The sequence below is a fragment of the Paenibacillus sp. CF095 genome, assembly GCF_900101225.1.
Taxonomy (GTDB): domain Bacteria; phylum Bacillota; class Bacilli; order Paenibacillales; family Paenibacillaceae; genus Paenibacillus.
The window spans coordinates 1,780,768-1,798,207 of record NZ_FMZN01000001.1; the positions used below are offsets into that span (position 1 = coordinate 1,780,768).

Below are 17,440 nucleotides of genomic sequence, written 5' to 3' on the forward strand. Positions count from 1 at the left end.
TTAGTTCATGTTCTATACGACAATACAACCATTTTAATGAATAAGAGGTGCTATGAATTATGACTACAACTGTAGATTTGACTCAATTTATCTCGGAAGCCATTGAAGGAAAACGCGATATGTTCACCAATGCCAGTGACCGAGTCTGGGGCTTTGCAGAGACACGTTTCGATGAATTTCAATCAGCAGAGCTGCTTATGGGGATGCTGGAATCCGAAGGCTTCACGATTAAGAAAGGAGTGGCAGGATTGGAAACCGGGTTTATCGCTTCCTATGGCTCGGGGTTGCCCGTTATTGCTCTATTGGGCGAATACGATGCCCTGGCTGATCTCAGCCAGGAAGCCGGAATCAGCACATATCAACCTGTTCAGCCGCGTGGAAACGGTCATGGATGCGGGCATAATCTGCTCGGCATTGGTGCATTGGCTGCTGCAGTTGCGGTCAAAGACTATCTTCAGGAACATCCGGAAAACCCAGGAACGGTGCGCTTTTACGGATGTCCTGCCGAGGAAAGTGGATATGGTAAAACCTATCTGGCTCGCGAAGGTTATTTTAAAGATGTAGATGCCGCTCTCTCCTGGCATCCTCATTCCTTGAATGCCGTTATGCATGGAAGCTCCAATGCTGTCATTCACGGCACATTTACCTTTAAAGGCATTAGTGCTCATGCCGCTGCCGCTCCTCACCTGGGACGTAGTGCTCTCGATGCGGTTGAGCTGATGAATATCGGTTCGAACTATATGCGTGAACATATGATTGATCAGGCCAGAATTCATTATGCGATCACGAACTCAGGCGGCTTGGCTCCCAATGTAGTGCAAGCGGAAGCCGAGGTCACTTATCTCGTTCGAGCTCCCAAGAGCGCACAGGTACGTAGTCTGTTTGAACGTCTGGTGAAAGTGGCCGAAGGGGCTGCTCTGATGACCGAAACAACGATGAACTTCAAATATGAAGGCGCCTGCGCCAACCTGATTCCGAACAGTACGCTTGAAAAAATAATGCATCAACATCTCGTTGCCTTCGGCGCACCTGAGTATGAAGAGGATGAATACAATTATGCCAAAGCGATCTATGAGACGCTGCCCCTACAGAACCAACAGGAAGCTGGCGCGTTAGTTGGCCCTGAGCTTGCGCCGCTTTTGGCTGAACGCCCCCTACCAAATTTTATTGCTCCGTATTCGGATGAGCGGGAAACGTTCATGGGTGGTTCAACCGATGTAGCAGATGTTAGCTGGAATGTGCCGACAGCACAATGTATCACGACCACGATGGCCTTTGGCACGCCGCTTCACGCATGGCAAACCGTTGCTCAGGGCAAGAGCAGCTTTGCTCACAAAGGCATGTTGCTCGCAGCTAAAGCGATGGCGGCTACGGCCATTGAATCCATTTTACATCCAGAGATCGTCAAGGAAGCGCAGCAGGAATTACTGGACAGACTCGGTGGGGAATCCTACGACTGTCTCGTTCCGGCAGATGTGCAACCTCCGAAACGGGGAGAATAAGACCGTGAGGTTCAAAGACGTATTTTCTATTATTGGTCCAGCCATGGTTGGACCTTCAAGCTCCCATACCGCTGGAGCAGCACGGATTGGACGTACAGCTAGACATCTGTTCGGGGAGTGTCCCTCACATGCTGAGATCCTCATGTTTGGTTCTTTTGCCGCAACGTACAAAGGACATGGAACCGACACCGCCATCGTGGGTGGTCTGCTGGACATGGACACGGATGACCCCGGACTGCCTGATGCATTTGCCCATGCAGACACTGCTGGTATGGAAACCATCATCCGTCCGGGGACGGGGCTGTACCCTCATCCGAACACGGCCGAGATTGCATTAACCAACGCTGCGGGAAATCGTACATTGAATATGGTAGGCACATCGATCGGCGGAGGAAATATCGAAATCGTCCGGATCAACGGCTATAACCTGAAATTGACGTCGCTCTATCCTACACTCATCATCCGTCACAGCGATGAACCGGGCGTCATTGCCATCGTCACTCGGTTGCTCGTGGATAATCACATTAATATTGGACACATGTCCGTGGATCGAAAGAATCGGCGCGGTGAAGCTATGATGGTACTAGAATGTGATGGCAAGATGGATCCTGTCGTGGTCCACCAGATTGAGGTGCTCCCGGAAGTCCATGATGTCACTCTACTCTGTCTATAGCTTAAATATCTGACTTCAGCTTTCTTAAAAAAGGAGTTTCGCCAATGAATTTTCAAACGTTAAAACAACTTGCTGAACTGGCGGAGACCCGTAATCTCACCCTCGGCCAGCTCATGCTGGAAGAGCAATGTCATGAATCGGGCGAAGACAAGGATGCTGTCTTCAAACAAATGCAAGAATACTATGAAATTATGAAAAGTGCGGTGCATCAAGGTCTGCATACCGATACTACTTCCAAAAGCGGCTTGACTGGCGGAGATGCCCGCAAAATGATGGGTTACCGCGCAGATGGACAATCCTTACTTGGCGACCATGCCAGTCTGTCGATGAGTTACGCCCTTGCAGTTTCTGAGGTCAACGCCTCGATGGGTCGAATTATTGCTACACCGACGGCGGGTTCCTGCGGCATCATTCCCGGTGTATTTATTAGCAGCCAGGAACGGTTTGGGTGGTCCGATGAACAAATGGTTTACGGCCTGTTCGCGTCTGGAGCCATTGGTTACGTCATCGCCAACAATTCGTTCATCTCTGGTGCGGAAGGAGGTTGTCAAGCCGAAGTGGGTTCTGCCATCGGGATGGCAGCCGGAGCGTTGGTGGATATCCGGGGCGGGTCCCCTTCTCAGGCGATTCATGCCGTTGGACTTGCTCTGAAAAACACCCTGGGCCTGATCTGTGATCCGGTAGCCGGATTGGTCGAGATACCATGCATCGTACGCAATGGCTTTGGTGCAATTACTGCTCTGGGAGCCGCCGATATGGCTCTTGCTGGCGTACGCAGCATCATCCCTTCGGATGAGGTAGTGCAGGTCATGTTGGAGGTTGGATCAGCCATGCCTGAATCTCTTCGCGAAACAGCCGGCGGCGGCCTCGCCCAGACACCAACGGGACGTAAAATTACAAGGGATTTACAGTACAAATAAAAAACAGGCATGTCATTTATACGAGAGGAATAAAAACCTCAAGGTAAATGCATGCCTAATAATAAAAGAGACCATGACACCAGCTGGACAATGTTTTCTAGAGGCAAAATAATTAATGTTCTAGGGTTGCAGAAAATTTTTCAGTGCCTGTTTTATTAATTAAAGCAACTTCAAAATCAGATACCCATGTAAGTTCACCTAGATGTCTATCATAGGCAAATTCATCTGGTTGTTCTGATATGACCTTCTCTAAAAGTACTTGCGTACCATCTCGTTGTAAAATAGATAGGAATATGTCCATGCTATCTACATTATGGTGGCAAATGACTCTAGCATTGTGCTTCTTATTAGGGCTCTTCAAGTCTTTTTTCCAAGTCCATTCATTTACATAATCTAACGCCTCTATTTGCAAAGCTATCTCCCTAAATGGATCAACCTCCCAATTATTACGTAGAGCAAGTTTCTCTATACCTTCCATTAGCAGTCGAAGTGTAGTCTTTTTTTTCTCCAACTCATTTTTTTCATTAAAGTCATTCAAACTAAATTGGATTGGTACCGAACACACACCAGAAACGTTAACAATCCGTTCATCCGTAATGTTTTCTACACATTCTATTAGGACTTTCCAACACTCTTTCGTTTTGTATTTCCCAAATAGACGTTCATACATCGCTGTAATACAGCGAGTTTCCAAACTAAAAGAGCGTCTTTTCCATTTCCAATTCAACGCATAATCTAATTTTATTGCTTCGTTCCGCTCGCATTTTTGCTTTTTCATTATGGATTCAATATTTTCATCATCTAAAACATACGGTAAATCCAAATTAAATTCTTTTAGATACATATGGTTCTCTCCTTAGATTACTCCCGATGGTTAGTGCACTATTAACTTCTATCCAAACTTGAAGCCCAATCTTTAAAGCAATGAAGCATCTCTTCTAAATTTTTTGCTCCCCCTGCACTGTGAAACACCCCATCTCTCACGATACAGTAGAACCAATCTTGTTCATTTCTCTCTTCTTCAATTGAATCAAATGGCAGATCTTCTAAATATGTATCCGTCAAATCGATTTCGACAGACCAACCAGGATTATCTACAGTATCAATTCGCACACCGTATGAATGTTCCCAATCACCGTCACAGTTTTCATAATACCAGCTTTGAATCCATTTTAGGGTATCCATCATTGTGACCTCTTTTTAGTTTTTTCTACTCTAGGAACTTATAATTTAAAGGAATCCTCATGCCATATGTCATACTTTTTTCGTATCAATTACTTTTTAGTAATAATTTACTTTTTTACGTAGGGTATACTTAAAAGCAAGGGGATAACTTTATTTCAAATCAAGGAGGTTATTATGAAAAAAATAATATTATTTATCTTCATTAGTATGATTATACTTGCGGGCTGTTCTAACAAGGATGAGAAAGAGAATTATCCAGTTTTCGAGGGCACTGTAGTATTTAAAACAGATGAAAATGACAAGTACAAATTTCTTGTACTACAAAATATAAGTAAGGAAGACCTGGAGAATGGAAATCTTGAGGATTTTATAGAACTAGCACAAGACCAGGAAGCTTCGTATTATTTGGTCGATAGAGAAACATATGAAACATTTGAAGTAGGGCAAAGAGTAAGAATCACTGCTGGCTTTGACCAACTAGAACCCTCGCCACCCATTAGAACGGTTGTGAGTATTGAACAAATAGGCTAAGAATTCTTCGATTGTTCAAAACGATAAAAAGACCTTAACGTTTCCACGAACGTATGGTCTTTTTACCATTTTGGTTTCAAGAGTTCGGAGTTAAATCTCATGCGGTTAAATCCGTCCGCCCTCTTCTCTCGTTACCCCTTCTGAAAACTCCAGGCAAATCAATACTAAGGCTTTTGAGGTTTCTTAATCATCTCTACGCCGTCAAAGGTAAGGCTGTCAATATCCGTATCCTTTTTCAACATATATTTATCAAAGAACGCCTTTGTATAAGAAGTGATGATGTTGCGCTGTTCCATCGCGTCTCGGGTTCCTCTGGATTTTTTATCCGTAGTTGTAAACAAGGAATCGGAGAAGTCACCATGGACTACATTATCAATAATGGCAAAGTAGGTGTCCTTACTGTTGGATTCAAGAAGAAATGCATTTGTATTATAGGCTAGCACGGTGCTAAGCTGCATGAAAGGTTTCTTAAAATCGCTATCCAAGGCACCTAACATATTACCGTCAAGGTTTACAGCGCCGACAAATCGGTCATCGTCACGGCTAACAATTGCCGCTGTCGTTCCTCCAAAAGAATGTCCGAACACACCCATACCGAGATCAAGCTGTAATCTGCCTTTAAATATGGATTCCATGTCACCTGTATTCATTTTGTACAAGTTATCTGCAACATATAGAATATCCTCGCTCTGTAAAACGGCATATTTTGCAAACTTGACTGCTTCAGGCGCGGAAGTTAATTTGCGAGCAATCTCAATAGCTTCTTCTTCCTCAAGCTTCTCAGTCACAATTTCAGGTGGTGTTAGGGTGGCCGCTTCCATTCCGTATTTCGTTACTTCGTCCATAAATTTCTCTGACAACCCAACCGTTCGTCCATCTTTAAGTTTGTACACACCACTTTCGGCATGGCCAATGGATACCACAATATAGCCAGCGCTTGCCAGGTCTTGAGCGAACAAAGTACCTTGCTGTGGGTAAGCGCCTGCGCCATGAACAAAGAATAAAACCGGATATTGTTTTTCCTTTTCAGACAAGGCCAGATCGTCGTAAGACCACGTCTTGAAATTGGAATCAAAAAGCTGCTCACCACCCGCTGTGCCCCCTAATCTAACCAAAAGCTTATCCCTCAGTGAATGAAACTCCGGAAATGCATATTCTGCCGTCGGCTTGCCCTCATTACTGTCGGACGGATAGAAAAATAATGCCGTCAGTTCTCTTTCTGAATGGTCTGATGCTGTGTACTTGAAGTCCATCTGTGTACGCCCGACCGTATAACTTCCCATCGGTTTCGGAAACTCATTCTGTGCGGAAGCAACGCTATTTTCAGGTTTCGGAATTTCCTCCTGTGTGGAAGTCCCGCTACTAGTGCTGCTGCAGGCGGATAGCATGGTCAGTGAGATAACAGTTGCCAGAATCGTTGTCAGTCTTTTTTCATCATTTTTCCTCCAATTTGTATTCATGCAACTATCATAAACGGAGGAAAAAAATAAAAAATCGTACAAAAGGGCAATCCCCACATGTACGATCGGGCAACTCTATAAAAATTCTATTATAAATGCAATATTCCACGCTCCACCGCGACGGCGACGGCCTGCGGTCTCGAATCCACACCCAATTTATTGTAGATACTCGTTAAATGAGTCTTTACAGTCCGTTCCGATATGCCCATATCAAAGCCGATTTCTTTACTTCGAGAGCCACGGGCAATTGCTTGAAGCACGATTAGCTCTTTGTCTGTGAGAGATATCCTCGTCGAGGATGATTCTTTCGCCTTTTCTGATGTCTTGTGAGCAAATACTTTCTCGCTGATCTCCGGAAGTAGCAACGTTTCTCCCCGCATCGCTGCATCAATCGAACGAAATATCATCTCTCTTCCCGTGTCCTTTAGCAAATACCCTTTAGCACCTAAAGCCAGCCCGCGGATCATCATTTCATCCTCGTTATATGTAGTCAAAATAATGATCGGTATATCCATTCCTTTAGCTCTGAGCGCTGTCATGGTATCAAGGCCACCCATTTCAGGCATGTTTAGATCCAATAGAATAATGTCCGGCTTGTAAGTATCTACCCGTCGAATCGCTTCCATACCGTTAGATGCTTCTGCAACTACCTCGTACCTGTGATTGGTTTCCAGGATCAGCTTAAGTCCCTCCCGAACGACGAAATGGTCGTCCACGATAAGAATCTTGATTGTCATACGTTGGTGTCCTCCTGTTGTAATGGGATGCGAACAGAAACTTGGGTTCCTTGCTTTCCGCTTTCAATTTCGATCTCCCCGCCCATAATTCGGGTTCGTTCATATAAGCCAATTAGACCATAACTACCGGATTGTTTCTCGATAAGGTTGGTATCGAACCCTATTCCGTCATCCGTTATGCTTAGCTCGATTTCGTTTTCCTGCGCAGCAACCACGACTTCTACATTCGTAGCATTAGCATATTTAGCTGTATTGGCCAAGCATTCTCGGATGATATGTAAGCTATGTTCGAAGATCAACTTCGGCACCACCAGATGGGGCATCGATAACCGAGTGACAATACGAATCCCTGTCATATGTGAGAAATGTTCAGCCTCTTCTTTCACCGCTTTAGAAATATTTATGACCTCTGCAGAGTACGAACGCAAGTCGTCAATTGCGCTTCTTGCTTCTGAAAGCGTGCGCTTGGCTTGGGCTTTTGACAACTGAACAATCTCGTGGGCACGGTGGTTATTATCATTTTCTAAATGCGCATCTACGGCATCAAGCTGCATGATGAGACCTGCCAGCCCTTGTGCCAAGGTATCATGTAAATCACGGGCCATCCTTTGACGTTCATTGGCAATCGTTAGCTCCTCAACTTTCCTGTGCGCTCGTTCCAACTCACGTAAAAACGACTGGGTCCGTAATTTGGCACGAACTTGTTTATAGAACAAAGCAGCATAGCCGATTACGAAAAACATGATAAAGAAGAGCGATGGTACTGTAGATGGCAAATCCTCGGTAGTCCCGAGCCAAACCAGGGAGACAGAAAACAAGGTACAGTAAAAGGTACATACCAGAAGCACCTTCATCCGTTGAGCGTATACGCCAATACTCTGACCGGCCAAAGCCGTCAATAGACTTACAAAGATGAGAGAATGAGCATTAGGCATGAATAACGCACACCCCCAGACAATACATCCTTGTGTCACAAAATAAATCCAGGGTCTTCGATCGACAACGTATCCGGCATACCAATGCAGCAGAATGTGAACCAGAATGAGAGCTGTAAACATCATAAATTCAAACCATGTGGGCAACATCGGTAGCTGGGAATACAATGCAGAAAAATAAATCAGAATGCCCCAGATCAAAGCAGGCAAACGAGAATCACGCAGAACATTTTGAATATCAGATCGGGAGCTTGTATACGGTTGGTTTATCGAATAATTACTCATGCTTGATCACCTCTATCAGGTACTATCTCAAAACAATCTTCCTAAACACAAAAAAACGGTACATTACTGTACCGATCATTATCTCACTCCATCTATGTTAATGTACGAAGTGTCTCGAAGTCCAGCCCCAGCAGAATCGTCATGATCACACTCAGCCTTCCTGCTCCGCACTATGCCCTGTTCCTTTACTTCTGCGAGCATATATTCCTCTATTCTTGCTGCTTTACTTTCCATGTTCATTTCATGCTGGTTTCCATTATTGTCCCTAACGATATCAACTGATTTATATGGAATAATGTTCCTTTTCAAAGACCGTCACATGTTTTCCAATACACCTGCTGCATGCTTTCTTTCTCTATACATAAAGTAATCAAAATCGGCATGTTTGCGGGTTCCGCCAAGATCCTGTACACAAAGACCGATATAGGTTCCCGTAAACCGGATATACTCCGGAGATTCATCGGACAGATGTGTGATATCAACCCACTCGCCTGCTGTATTCCAGGATGAATCACTATTTATCACATAGTAAAAGCGGGCGCGATCTTGATTCACCACAGCCTTTAAACGGAGCGTGCTCACCGACTCTAGCGGAATATCCTGAAGCAGTTCGTCGTATACCCCGTATTTGGACTGAATAATCCCCAAGCAAGGTCCCTTCTCTTCATGATAAGTTACACGTAAGTAGAGATAGTCCTGGGTATCGTAGTACAAAATCAATCCTGCCATTTGCTGTGGATGGTCCGGCGCAAATTCCAGAGAAGTCTCGACTTCACATTCCAAGGCTTGGAGTCTACGTGCGATCATGCTTTGTCTGTGTGTTGAACTCATTGATTCCATTCCGCGCAAACGCAAGTAACCTGAACGTTCCGTCAAGCTGAGCCAAGTCGAGTCGGGTGGAATGCGAAGTGTATTCCAATCCTGCCGTAGCTCGAAGTGATCAAAGTGATCCATTTCCGCTAACGGTTCAAACGGATGGGACGGGATCATTGGTGCAGGCACCTGAACCTCCGGATATCGGTCACCGCTCGCAAGTCTCAACCAGCCGTCCTCGCTCCATGTACATGGCTGAAGTGCGGTCTCACGTCCAAGAATGCAATATTTGTGATGAACGGGTCGTCCGACCAGATGAGCCATATACCACTCGCCGGTGTGCGTTTCGACGAGACTGCCGTGACCCGCTTTTTGTAGAGCTAAATCTGGTCTGCCGTATGAAGTGAGGATCGGATTGGCAGGATCGACCTCGTAAGGGCCTTGTAACGTACGAGAACGTGCTGCTGTAACCGCATGCTCATAACCGGTTCCTCCTTCAGCAGTAATCAGATAATAATAACCCTTGTGTTTATAAAGGTGGGGTGCTTCGGTCAACCCTAATTCTGTTCCCTTAAAAATGTTAACGGCCGGTCCGATCAGCTTATGTTCCTGGACGGAATATTCCTGAAGAACGATGCCTGCAAACCGATTTTTGTCCTTACGGTGATCCCATATCATATTGACCAGCCACTTGCGCCCGTCTTCATCATGAAACAGGGAAGGATCAAAACCACTGCTGTTCAGATACACCGGCTCGGACCAAGGGCCCTCGATATCCGTTGCTGTCACAAGGTAATTGTGGGTATCTTTAAAAGCGCCTACCCGGCTTTTGACATCGGTGTAGATCAGGTAAAACACACCGTTGTCGTAACTAAGACAGGGTGCCCATACGCCTCCGGAATTAATGTTGCCCTCCATGTTCAACTGCGTTACACGAGTCAGCGGAGAAGCAATTGGCCGCCAATGAACCAGATCCCGGGAATGGTGAATCCGTACACCAGGGAACCATTCAAAGGTGGAAGTAGCGATATAATAATCCTCTCCTGCTCGGCATATGGACGGATCGGGATGGAAACCGGGAAGGATGGGATTGGTGATCATTTTCTTGATCTTATTCATGGAAGAAACCTCCGGTATGAAAGTAATGATCTGTACAACAACAGATACACAAAAGGTAGATATCAGTACCAGCCCAGCGCTTTTTTGCCGGCTTCCAGGGCGGTTATGATCCGCTCTACATCATATACATTCCCTCTCCAAGTCCCACCGCTGACCGATTGCAATGCAGCCCAGAGCTTTGTATCATCCGGCAAAGCTTCATCAGGCCTCATATCTGGATGAAAGGCCCTTTGTGCCAGGATGAGTGCACCTTCTTCCGGCGAAAACTCCAGCTCTCCTTCTCCGACAAAGTTAATGCTGCCCTCCAGCGTGTTACGATCAACCGCGATGTCAATCAGGTCTCCGTTCCGCAGTTTGCCAATCGGTCCGCCTGCCAGCGCTTCGGGGCCAACATGACCAATACACGCTCCGGTGGAAACACCGGAGAACCGGGCATCCGTAATCAGAGACACGTATTTGCCAAAAGGCAAATGTTTAAGCGCAGATGTAAGCTGGTACGTTTCCTCCATTCCGGTTCCCGATGGACCTCGCCCGAGAAGCACAACAACGTCGCCAGCCAGAATTCCTCCGGTCTTAATCGCATGGATCGCCTCACGTTCGGTGGTAAACACCTTTGCTCTGCCACGATGACGGTATACGCCATGCTCATCCAGCACAGCAGGATCAATAGAGGTGGATTTGATGACAGAACCTTCCGGAGCGATATTCCCGGTTGGAAATGTTACGGTCGATGAGATTCCAAGCCGCTGAGCGTGTTCTACACTCATGATGACACTGTCCGGATCAATGCCGTCCTTCTCTTTTAACTGCTTCCGCATGAGATGACGGCGTTCCGACGATTCCCACCAGTCCAATACCTGACCCAGTGAAGTACCTGTAACCGTTGGTACAGACTCATCCAACAGACCCAGCTGTCTGAGGTGAAGCATGACCTCTGGTACCCCTCCAGCCTGAAAGACGCGTATGGTCGGATAAAAGATCGGTCCGTTTGGCAGGGCACTCACCAGTCTTGGAACATTCTTGTTGACTTGTATCCAGTCCTGTACCGTAGGCACGGTTAAACCAGCCGCATGGGCAATTGCCGGTATGTGAAGAAGCAGATTGGTCGATCCGCCAAACGCAGCATGGACGGTCATCGCATTGCGAATGGATGCATCCGTGACAATGTCTGCCATCCTCATCCCCTGTGATTCCATATGGATGAGTGCACGTGACGATTGGCGCGCCATTTCAAACCAGATCGGCTGCCCGGAAGGTGCAAGCGCGGCATGTGGCACTGTCATACCCATTGCCTCGGCTACAACCTGGGCTGTAGCCGCGGTACCTAGAAACTGACAGCCTCCTCCCGGTGTAGCACAAGCTCGGCATCCTAAATCCGACGCCATTTCCAGAGAAAGTTCCCCGTTGACGTACCGTGCACCGATGGTCTGAATTTTACCGGCATCCTCTCCATCCGTAGGCGGAAGTGTGACGCCACCGGGAACGATTACACCAGGCAATTGCGGCATGCCGGCAAGCGCGAGCATCATCGCCGGAAGGCCTTTGTCACAAGTGGCGACACCAAGCACGCCTTTACGTGTTGGCAGCGAGCGAATCAGTCTGCGAAATACCATAGCGGCATCGTTCCGGTACGGAAGCGAGTCAAACATGCCGGTTGTCCCCTGAGATCTGCCGTCACACGGATCGCTGACATATCCAGCAAACGGGATTCCCCCCCGGCTTGACAGTTCTTCTGCGGCAGCCTTCATCAGCAGGCCGACCTCCCAGTGACCCGTATGGTAACCGAGTGCTGCCGGGCTGCCATCTTCATTGCGTATGCCACCTTGCGTACTCAAGATCAGATATTGTTTTCCGTTCAATTCCCCGGGCTTCCAGCCCATTCCAACATTCTGGGACATGCCAAACAAGTCGCCGCTTGGAGCATTCCGCAGCAAATCATCCGTTAAAGGCAGACGTCCGTCAGCCCCGGGAGCATGTGCTATGATATCGAAGCAGTTGGACGCGGTCTCTCCCATAATCGACGTAATCTGTTCGTACATGATAGCCTCCCACAGTTTATGACTTCACAAAGACCGTTTTGATGGCCGTGAAAAACTCGATAGCCGCTTGCCCCTGTTCTCTTGAATGTGAACTTGACATCTTCATTCCGCCGAACGGAGCCTGCAGCTCTACGCCAGCCGTTTCTGCATTAATTCTGACCAGTCCCGCATCCATGTCCCGGATGAAAGACAACATGGCTCCGACGTTCTGTGTATAGATGGAAGCACTTAAGCCGTAATCGCTGTCATTAGCCGCTTCGATCGCTTCCTCCAGGGAATCTACCGCAATCAAGGCCAGAACCGGGCCAAAGATTTCTTCTCGGGCGATGGACATATGGGATTCGACCCCTTCAAATACGGTCGGCTGCACATAGAATCCCTCTTCGAGTCCCGGACCGTCCCCTCTTTTTCCGCCAGCGAGCAGAACGGCACCTTCATCCTGACCTTTTTGAATATAACTCAGCACGGTATTGAGCTGTCCTTCGCTTGCACATGGACCCATCCAGCTTCCAGAAGACATGCCGTCACCGAGCCGGATTTCCTGGATTTGCGAGAGCAGCTTTTCTTTGAAGGCATCGTATACTTTTCGTTCAATAATGACCTTGCTGGTGGCCGTACATTTTTGCCCGGTCGATTTCAACCCACCGCTGATCGTGGCTTCCACAGCCAAATCCAGGTCAGCGTCAGCCGCGATAATAATCGGGTTTTTCCCACCCATTTCAAGTTGATACTTGGCCCCACGTGCCAGTGCTGCGCTGCCGACCCGTTTGCCCACTTCATTGGAGCCTGTGAACGTTATTCCGCCCACATCCGGATGCTCAGCAAGTGCAGATCCGATCACTGAGCCTCTGCCGCATACCAGATTAAGAACGCCTGCCGGAATGCCCGCCTCTGCAAAACACTCCATTACTTTAGCCGCAGTGACCGCGGTTTCCTGAGCAGGCTTTAACACAACCGTATTGCCGTAGATCAAGGCCGGAGCCGTTTTCCAAATCGGAATGGCTACTGGGAAATTCCAAGGAGCAATAACCCCTACAACGCCAAGGGGTACACGGGTTGTAAACATCAGTGCTTCGCTGTCCGTTGATGGAATGACATCACCGGTTTTTCGCATGCCTTCTCCAGCGTAATACCTTAAGATTGCGACACCGCGCAGTGTCTCTCCTTTGGCTTCAGGGAGTGTTTTGCCCATTTCCCTGGTCATCGCCTCTGCAACTTCATCGGCCCGGCGTTCCAGCACATTGGCTGCCTGAAATAGATAGTTGCCGCGTTCCGCACCCGATAACCTCCGCCAATCTTTTGCTGCTTCCTTCGCCGCTGCGACAGCCCGGTTCAGATCCTCTACGCCGGAGGTGGGTACATAGCCAACTACCTCCTTCCGCTTCGCCGGGTTGATGCTCGGTTCGGTTTCACCGGATGTCGCCTTCACCCATTCTCCGTTAATGTAATTGCTGTATGTCTGCTCTACCTGAAATGTGGTCATCACATTCATCCTCCTTGTACATTAGTTTGAAATGACTGGATTAATAAGTGTCCCGATATCGCTAATGGATATTTCAATGCGGTCCCCGGGTGCAAGTGTAAAATCATTGGGTGGCACGATGCTAGTGCCTGTCAATAACACCGTACCGTCAAACAGATCGTTATCTCTGGCCAGAAAAGAAACCAGCTCATCGAGTTTTCGGTTTAACTCACTCGTGCTTGCCTCGCTTTTGACGACCAAATCTCCTTCACGATATATTTCGCAGACGATGCTGAACGCATATGGATTCTGCACCGTTTCCGCTAGACGAATGGCCGGACCTATGGAGCAGGAATTGCGCCACATTTTTGCTTGCGGCAGATACAGCGGGTTTTCCCCTTCAATATCGCGGCAACTCATGTCATTGCCAACGATGTATCCCACAATGCTGCCATCCGCGGCAAGCACCAACCCCAGCTCAGGCTCCGGGATCTGCCAATTGGAATCGCTGCGAAGCGTGACTGCCTCAAGCGGTCCTATAGTGCGGGCTGCTGTGGATTTAAAGAAGATCTCCGGTCTTTCGGCATCATAAACTTTATCGTAAAAGGTCTTTGCATCCAGCTTGCCTTCCGTTGCTTCATAATTTCGCGCTTCGCGGCTGCGCTGATAAGTCACACCCGCCGCCCATACTTCCGGAGCTTCCAATGGAGTGATTAGATGCAAGGAAGTCCAATCGTCAGTTAACTTGTTCAACGGTTTAAAAGCGCTTTCAACAAGGTGAACTGGAGAAATCCCCTGCTTTCTTGCTTGATAGATCAAAGTCATAAAATCTGCTTGCGGCAAACGATACGCTTGTTCATCATCCGTAACGGCTGCCAGCCACTTCTGTTGTCCGTCCAGAAATCGAATAATTCTCATTCAAGCTTGCCTCCATTTTCCCCCATCGGGTTGATAATACTACCATAGCACCCGCTATGGTTCATGACGATGTTCTAATCACTCCGACGATTTACCCTTTTCACGCATTTTTTTTCTGTTAAGATGAGGTTAGATCCGTTGAACTAAAGATGATTTACGAGGACACTCCGATGACAGGATGTTGGTATATAGAATAGTACAAGGGGGTTGGCTTGCTGTGACCAAGCTTTCGGATGCTGTGTATTTAGGTCGTCTGCCCGATGTTCGCATGTCTTTTCAACTATTGGGGCTGCACGCAAGAAAAGTAGATTCCAGCTGGACTTATCCGTCTCACGAACATTCAATGTATGAAGTCCACTGGATGATGGACGGGCAGATGAACATGGTTGTCAACGGGCAGTCTTATCATCAGTCGGTTGGCGACCTTCTGTTCATCCGGCCTGGTATGACCCATTCTTGCACGGGTGCCGGACCAGAGGGTTTCACTTATTTCTCGGTGCATTTCAGCATACACGATACGTCCTTTTGCAGGGAACTTAACCGTTGCAAAGACATCTATTATCCGGCAAATTCGAATTTGGCTCTGGGGCTGTCCTCTTCCCTGTCTACCTTGTATAATCTGGCCACAGAGAATTTGTCGAGTTCGCTATCTTCTTCCAAACAAATGAAGGTACATGCCGCTGTGTTTGAACTGCTTGGTTCATTGGTCGGCCAGTTATCTCAGCAAGCCTCCGTTACATTGTCGAGAAAAGAAACCATTGCCCATCAGATTGCCGAGCACATTGAGGATTCGGTAAGATATATCCATCTTCACGGGGAAATTCAAGAGAGTGAGCGAACCTGGATTCAGGACATTGCCAAATCGCTGAGCATTAGCCCGTCACAGGTTAATCGTATTTTTCGGCAGGTATACGGCATCGCCCCACGCAAGTTTCTATCCGAAACTCTTCTGAACGAAGCGCAGCGCTTGTTAAAACAAACGGACCTGAACATAGACCATATTGCGATGATGCTGGGGTATAAGACCAATGCGCATTTTAGCCGCCAGTTCAAGCGGTGGACAGGCATCGCGCCAAGTGAATTTCGCAGTCATTCACAGCAGGCCGGAGAAGCCACACATTCAGATTGACTATACTTAACTTTTTGAGATTCCTGAGAGAATCTCTGTAATCCCAGAGCCACCTGACCATTGCAGTAAGAGTGTTACGACCATGAGATGCAGCAATCTCTGAGCCGCAGGAAGCTAACCAATACAAAAAGCAGCTGCTGGATGTCCAGTAGCTGCTCTATCTTTCTCAGGGGGACTATGTTCCTCTGTTATACTTACGCTAAAATAAATGCAGCGAGGCTCGCACTTCCCGAACCCCGATATGTAAAATACAACGCCTGTACGCCATCAGGAATAATAATCTCGGCTGTATAGGGTTTCCAATGATTTGTAAAATGCACCGGGATTGTACCCAGTGCTGGGCCGTCCCATGCTGTTTTGACCTCGAATACCCCGTTACAATATCCGCGCACCTTGATTGAGACTTCGCGAATTCCTCTGCAATCAAAATACTTAAATCCTGCAGTTGCGGATTCAACCATATTGGCAATATAACCAGTCTCTTCATCACCGTCTCTGCCATCCTGGGTTATCTTCGGAAAGCGGCTGTCCAGCCAGGCTCCTGCTCCGAAACCTCCAGTGTACTTCTGATCATCTTTGGTCAAAAGATTACATGCAAGATATGCGGGGTACTCGCCTTTTCCTTCTAGCGGTCTCCCACTTGGACCAGAGGAGGTCATTTCCACCTGAGGAATGCTGCCGTCCTCTTTAAAAGATATCTTCTCAATACAGCCCTGTCGGTTGAATGCGTCCCCATTGGTATGACGGTGATAAAAGATATACCAGTCTCCATTGATCTCCACAATGCTGCCATGGTTATTGCCTCCATAATACATGGGTTTGTCAGCAGGTTTGTAGGAGTCGATATGGAGATCACAGTTGCTTACGATGACGCCCTGATATGTAAATCCTTTGTTTGGAAACTGACTTGTGGCATAACTTAATTCATGCATAACGATGGAGGAATACACCAGGTAGTAGGTATCACCTCTCTTCCGGATGGAAGGCGCCTCAAAAAATGCATGGCCCTCATAACCGCTGCCCTCACTGTAAGGCTCGCTAGGTGCTACGAATACGGGTTCTTCCACAATCGTCAGCATGTCTGAACTGAGTATCGTAGCCATCGCGCCATGTCTGGATTGGTCTCCAGGTGCACAAAAACCGGTATACAGATAGGTATGTTGTCCTTCAGTCATCACGCCGGGATCGAACTGCGGCTCATCCCCATCTCTTTCGCCCAGACGAGTGCCGTCGGCATATTGTACATACCCATGGAATTCAAATTTGCCAGCAGGTGTGTCACATACAGCCACCGAAACTACGGGTACTTTATCCAGCACGTAATACAGATAATACCGTCCATCGGGACCTAGCGTAACATCTGGTGCATACAGACACATATCGCCATCCGGATTCAGTGGATCATCTGTTTTCCGGTAGATCACGCCCTCATTTCTCCAATTCCCAAGGTCATTTACGGGTGCAGACCAGCATACATAATCGTTCAGACAGAAGGCATGTCCGTTAAAACGGTCATGTGAACCGTACACATATACTCTGTCATTAAATACGTAAGGCTCGCCGTCAGGGACATATTCCCAGGATGGAAGGTATGGATTCAAACCTTGTTTATTCATTCAACGTACACTCCTCATACAATCGTAATAGTACATTCGTTCTATGAAATAAAGATAACTCTCGTATAATAGAAAATAGCTTAAGTAGTGTAGTGACTATTCATTTCTACAAATTA

At 47.3% G+C, this 17,440-nt stretch carries 15 protein-coding genes; 5 read left to right on the forward strand and 10 right to left on the reverse strand.

Translation table 11 applies throughout. The features are described 5' to 3' along the window. Positions 1 to 59: 59 nt before the first annotated feature. Genes BLS69_RS07795 through sdaAA form a run of 3 tightly spaced genes read left to right on the forward strand, consistent with a single transcriptional unit; the run spans position 60 to position 3,095 of the window. Entirely contained in the window at positions 60 to 1,502 is a 1,443-nt protein-coding gene (locus BLS69_RS07795) for a M20 family metallopeptidase (protein WP_091030062.1), read from the forward strand. 4 nt (positions 1,503 to 1,506) lie between these two features. Next, a complete protein-coding gene (gene sdaAB / locus BLS69_RS07800; RefSeq protein ID WP_091030065.1) occupies positions 1,507 to 2,175 on the forward strand; it encodes an L-serine ammonia-lyase, iron-sulfur-dependent subunit beta in 669 nt (222 codons plus the stop codon). 44 nt (positions 2,176 to 2,219) lie between these two features. Continuing rightward, positions 2,220 to 3,095, forward strand: a complete 876-nt coding sequence (gene sdaAA / locus BLS69_RS07805; RefSeq protein ID WP_091030067.1) for an L-serine ammonia-lyase, iron-sulfur-dependent, subunit alpha — start codon at positions 2,220 to 2,222, stop codon at positions 3,093 to 3,095. 112 nt (positions 3,096 to 3,207) lie between these two features. Here the strand turns inward: sdaAA and BLS69_RS07810 are convergent, their stop codons facing one another. Continuing rightward, the gene (locus BLS69_RS07810) at positions 3,208 to 3,939 is read right to left on the reverse strand and encodes a hypothetical protein (protein WP_091030069.1); all 732 of its coding nucleotides are present in this window, start codon (positions 3,937 to 3,939) and stop codon (positions 3,208 to 3,210) included. A 41-nt stretch (positions 3,940 to 3,980) separates the two neighbouring features. Then, positions 3,981 to 4,283: an immunity 53 family protein gene (locus tag BLS69_RS07815; protein WP_249910564.1), complete on the reverse strand. Its 303-nt coding sequence runs from the start codon at positions 4,281 to 4,283 to the stop codon at positions 3,981 to 3,983. A 171-nt stretch (positions 4,284 to 4,454) separates the two neighbouring features. Between BLS69_RS07815 and BLS69_RS07820 the strand changes: the two genes are divergently transcribed. Beyond that, positions 4,455 to 4,811, forward strand: a complete 357-nt coding sequence (locus BLS69_RS07820; protein ID WP_091030073.1) for a DUF3221 domain-containing protein — start codon at positions 4,455 to 4,457, stop codon at positions 4,809 to 4,811. A gap of 164 nt (positions 4,812 to 4,975) precedes the next feature. Here the strand turns inward: BLS69_RS07820 and BLS69_RS07825 are convergent, their stop codons facing one another. From BLS69_RS07825 to BLS69_RS07855, 7 genes are all read right to left on the reverse strand, one after another. Next, the gene (locus BLS69_RS07825) at positions 4,976 to 6,271 is read right to left on the reverse strand and encodes an alpha/beta hydrolase (protein ID WP_256332253.1); all 1,296 of its coding nucleotides are present in this window, start codon (positions 6,269 to 6,271) and stop codon (positions 4,976 to 4,978) included. Between the two features lie 89 nt (positions 6,272 to 6,360). Continuing rightward, the gene (locus BLS69_RS07830; protein WP_091030076.1) at positions 6,361 to 7,008 is read right to left on the reverse strand and encodes a response regulator; all 648 of its coding nucleotides are present in this window, start codon (positions 7,006 to 7,008) and stop codon (positions 6,361 to 6,363) included. Continuing rightward, positions 7,005 to 8,228, reverse strand: coding sequence for a sensor histidine kinase (locus BLS69_RS07835; RefSeq protein ID WP_091030079.1), 1,224 nt, complete (start codon positions 8,226 to 8,228; stop codon positions 7,005 to 7,007). Before BLS69_RS07835 ends, BLS69_RS07830 begins: the two co-directional genes overlap by 4 nt. 315 nt (positions 8,229 to 8,543) lie before the next feature. Further along, positions 8,544 to 10,160, reverse strand: a complete 1,617-nt coding sequence (locus BLS69_RS07840) for a glycoside hydrolase family 43 protein (RefSeq protein WP_091030082.1) — start codon at positions 10,158 to 10,160, stop codon at positions 8,544 to 8,546. A gap of 62 nt (positions 10,161 to 10,222) precedes the next feature. Then, positions 10,223 to 12,199 (reverse strand): YjhG/YagF family D-xylonate dehydratase, encoded by a 1,977-nt coding sequence (locus BLS69_RS07845; RefSeq protein ID WP_091030085.1) that lies wholly within the window; start codon positions 12,197 to 12,199, stop codon positions 10,223 to 10,225. Between the two features lie 16 nt (positions 12,200 to 12,215). Next, positions 12,216 to 13,682, reverse strand: coding sequence for an alpha-ketoglutaric semialdehyde dehydrogenase GucD (gene gucD, locus BLS69_RS07850; RefSeq protein WP_091030088.1), 1,467 nt, complete (start codon positions 13,680 to 13,682; stop codon positions 12,216 to 12,218). Between the two features lie 21 nt (positions 13,683 to 13,703). Beyond that, positions 13,704 to 14,579, reverse strand: a complete 876-nt coding sequence (locus tag BLS69_RS07855; RefSeq protein WP_091030091.1) for a fumarylacetoacetate hydrolase family protein — start codon at positions 14,577 to 14,579, stop codon at positions 13,704 to 13,706. Positions 14,580 to 14,796: 217 nt separating this feature from the next. Here BLS69_RS07855 and BLS69_RS07860 point away from each other — a divergent pair, with 217 nt between their 5' ends. After that, a complete protein-coding gene (locus BLS69_RS07860; protein WP_091030093.1) occupies positions 14,797 to 15,708 on the forward strand; it encodes an AraC family transcriptional regulator in 912 nt (303 codons plus the stop codon). A gap of 194 nt (positions 15,709 to 15,902) precedes the next feature. Here BLS69_RS07860 and BLS69_RS07865 read toward each other — a convergent pair whose 3' ends face one another. Continuing rightward, positions 15,903 to 17,324, reverse strand: a complete 1,422-nt coding sequence (locus BLS69_RS07865; protein WP_091030096.1) for a family 43 glycosylhydrolase — start codon at positions 17,322 to 17,324, stop codon at positions 15,903 to 15,905. Positions 17,325 to 17,440 lie beyond the last annotated feature (116 nt).

Bases quoted from the DNA above. Each gene is read 5' to 3' on its own strand.
- BLS69_RS07795 (WP_091030062.1), top strand. From the start codon at position 60: ATGACTACAACTGTAGATTTGACTCAATTTATCTCGGAAGCCATTGAA.
- BLS69_RS07835 (WP_091030079.1), bottom strand. From the start codon at position 8,228: ATGAGTAATTATTCGATAAACCAACCGTATACAAGCTCCCGATCTGAT.
- BLS69_RS07865 (WP_091030096.1), bottom strand. From the start codon at position 17,324: ATGAATAAACAAGGTTTGAATCCATACCTTCCATCCTGGGAATATGTC.
- BLS69_RS07815 (WP_249910564.1), bottom strand. From the start codon at position 4,283: ATGATGGATACCCTAAAATGGATTCAAAGCTGGTATTATGAAAACTGT.
- BLS69_RS07825 (WP_256332253.1), bottom strand. From the start codon at position 6,271: ATGAATACAAATTGGAGGAAAAATGATGAAAAAAGACTGACAACGATT.
- BLS69_RS07830 (WP_091030076.1), bottom strand. From the start codon at position 7,008: ATGACAATCAAGATTCTTATCGTGGACGACCATTTCGTCGTTCGGGAG.
- BLS69_RS07810 (WP_091030069.1), bottom strand. From the start codon at position 3,939: ATGTATCTAAAAGAATTTAATTTGGATTTACCGTATGTTTTAGATGAT.
- gucD (WP_091030088.1), bottom strand. From the start codon at position 13,682: ATGACCACATTTCAGGTAGAGCAGACATACAGCAATTACATTAACGGA.
- BLS69_RS07845 (WP_091030085.1), bottom strand. From the start codon at position 12,199: ATGTACGAACAGATTACGTCGATTATGGGAGAGACCGCGTCCAACTGC.
- BLS69_RS07820 (WP_091030073.1), top strand. From the start codon at position 4,455: ATGAAAAAAATAATATTATTTATCTTCATTAGTATGATTATACTTGCG.
- BLS69_RS07855 (WP_091030091.1), bottom strand. From the start codon at position 14,579: ATGAGAATTATTCGATTTCTGGACGGACAACAGAAGTGGCTGGCAGCC.
- BLS69_RS07840 (WP_091030082.1), bottom strand. From the start codon at position 10,160: ATGAATAAGATCAAGAAAATGATCACCAATCCCATCCTTCCCGGTTTC.
- sdaAA (WP_091030067.1), top strand. From the start codon at position 2,220: ATGAATTTTCAAACGTTAAAACAACTTGCTGAACTGGCGGAGACCCGT.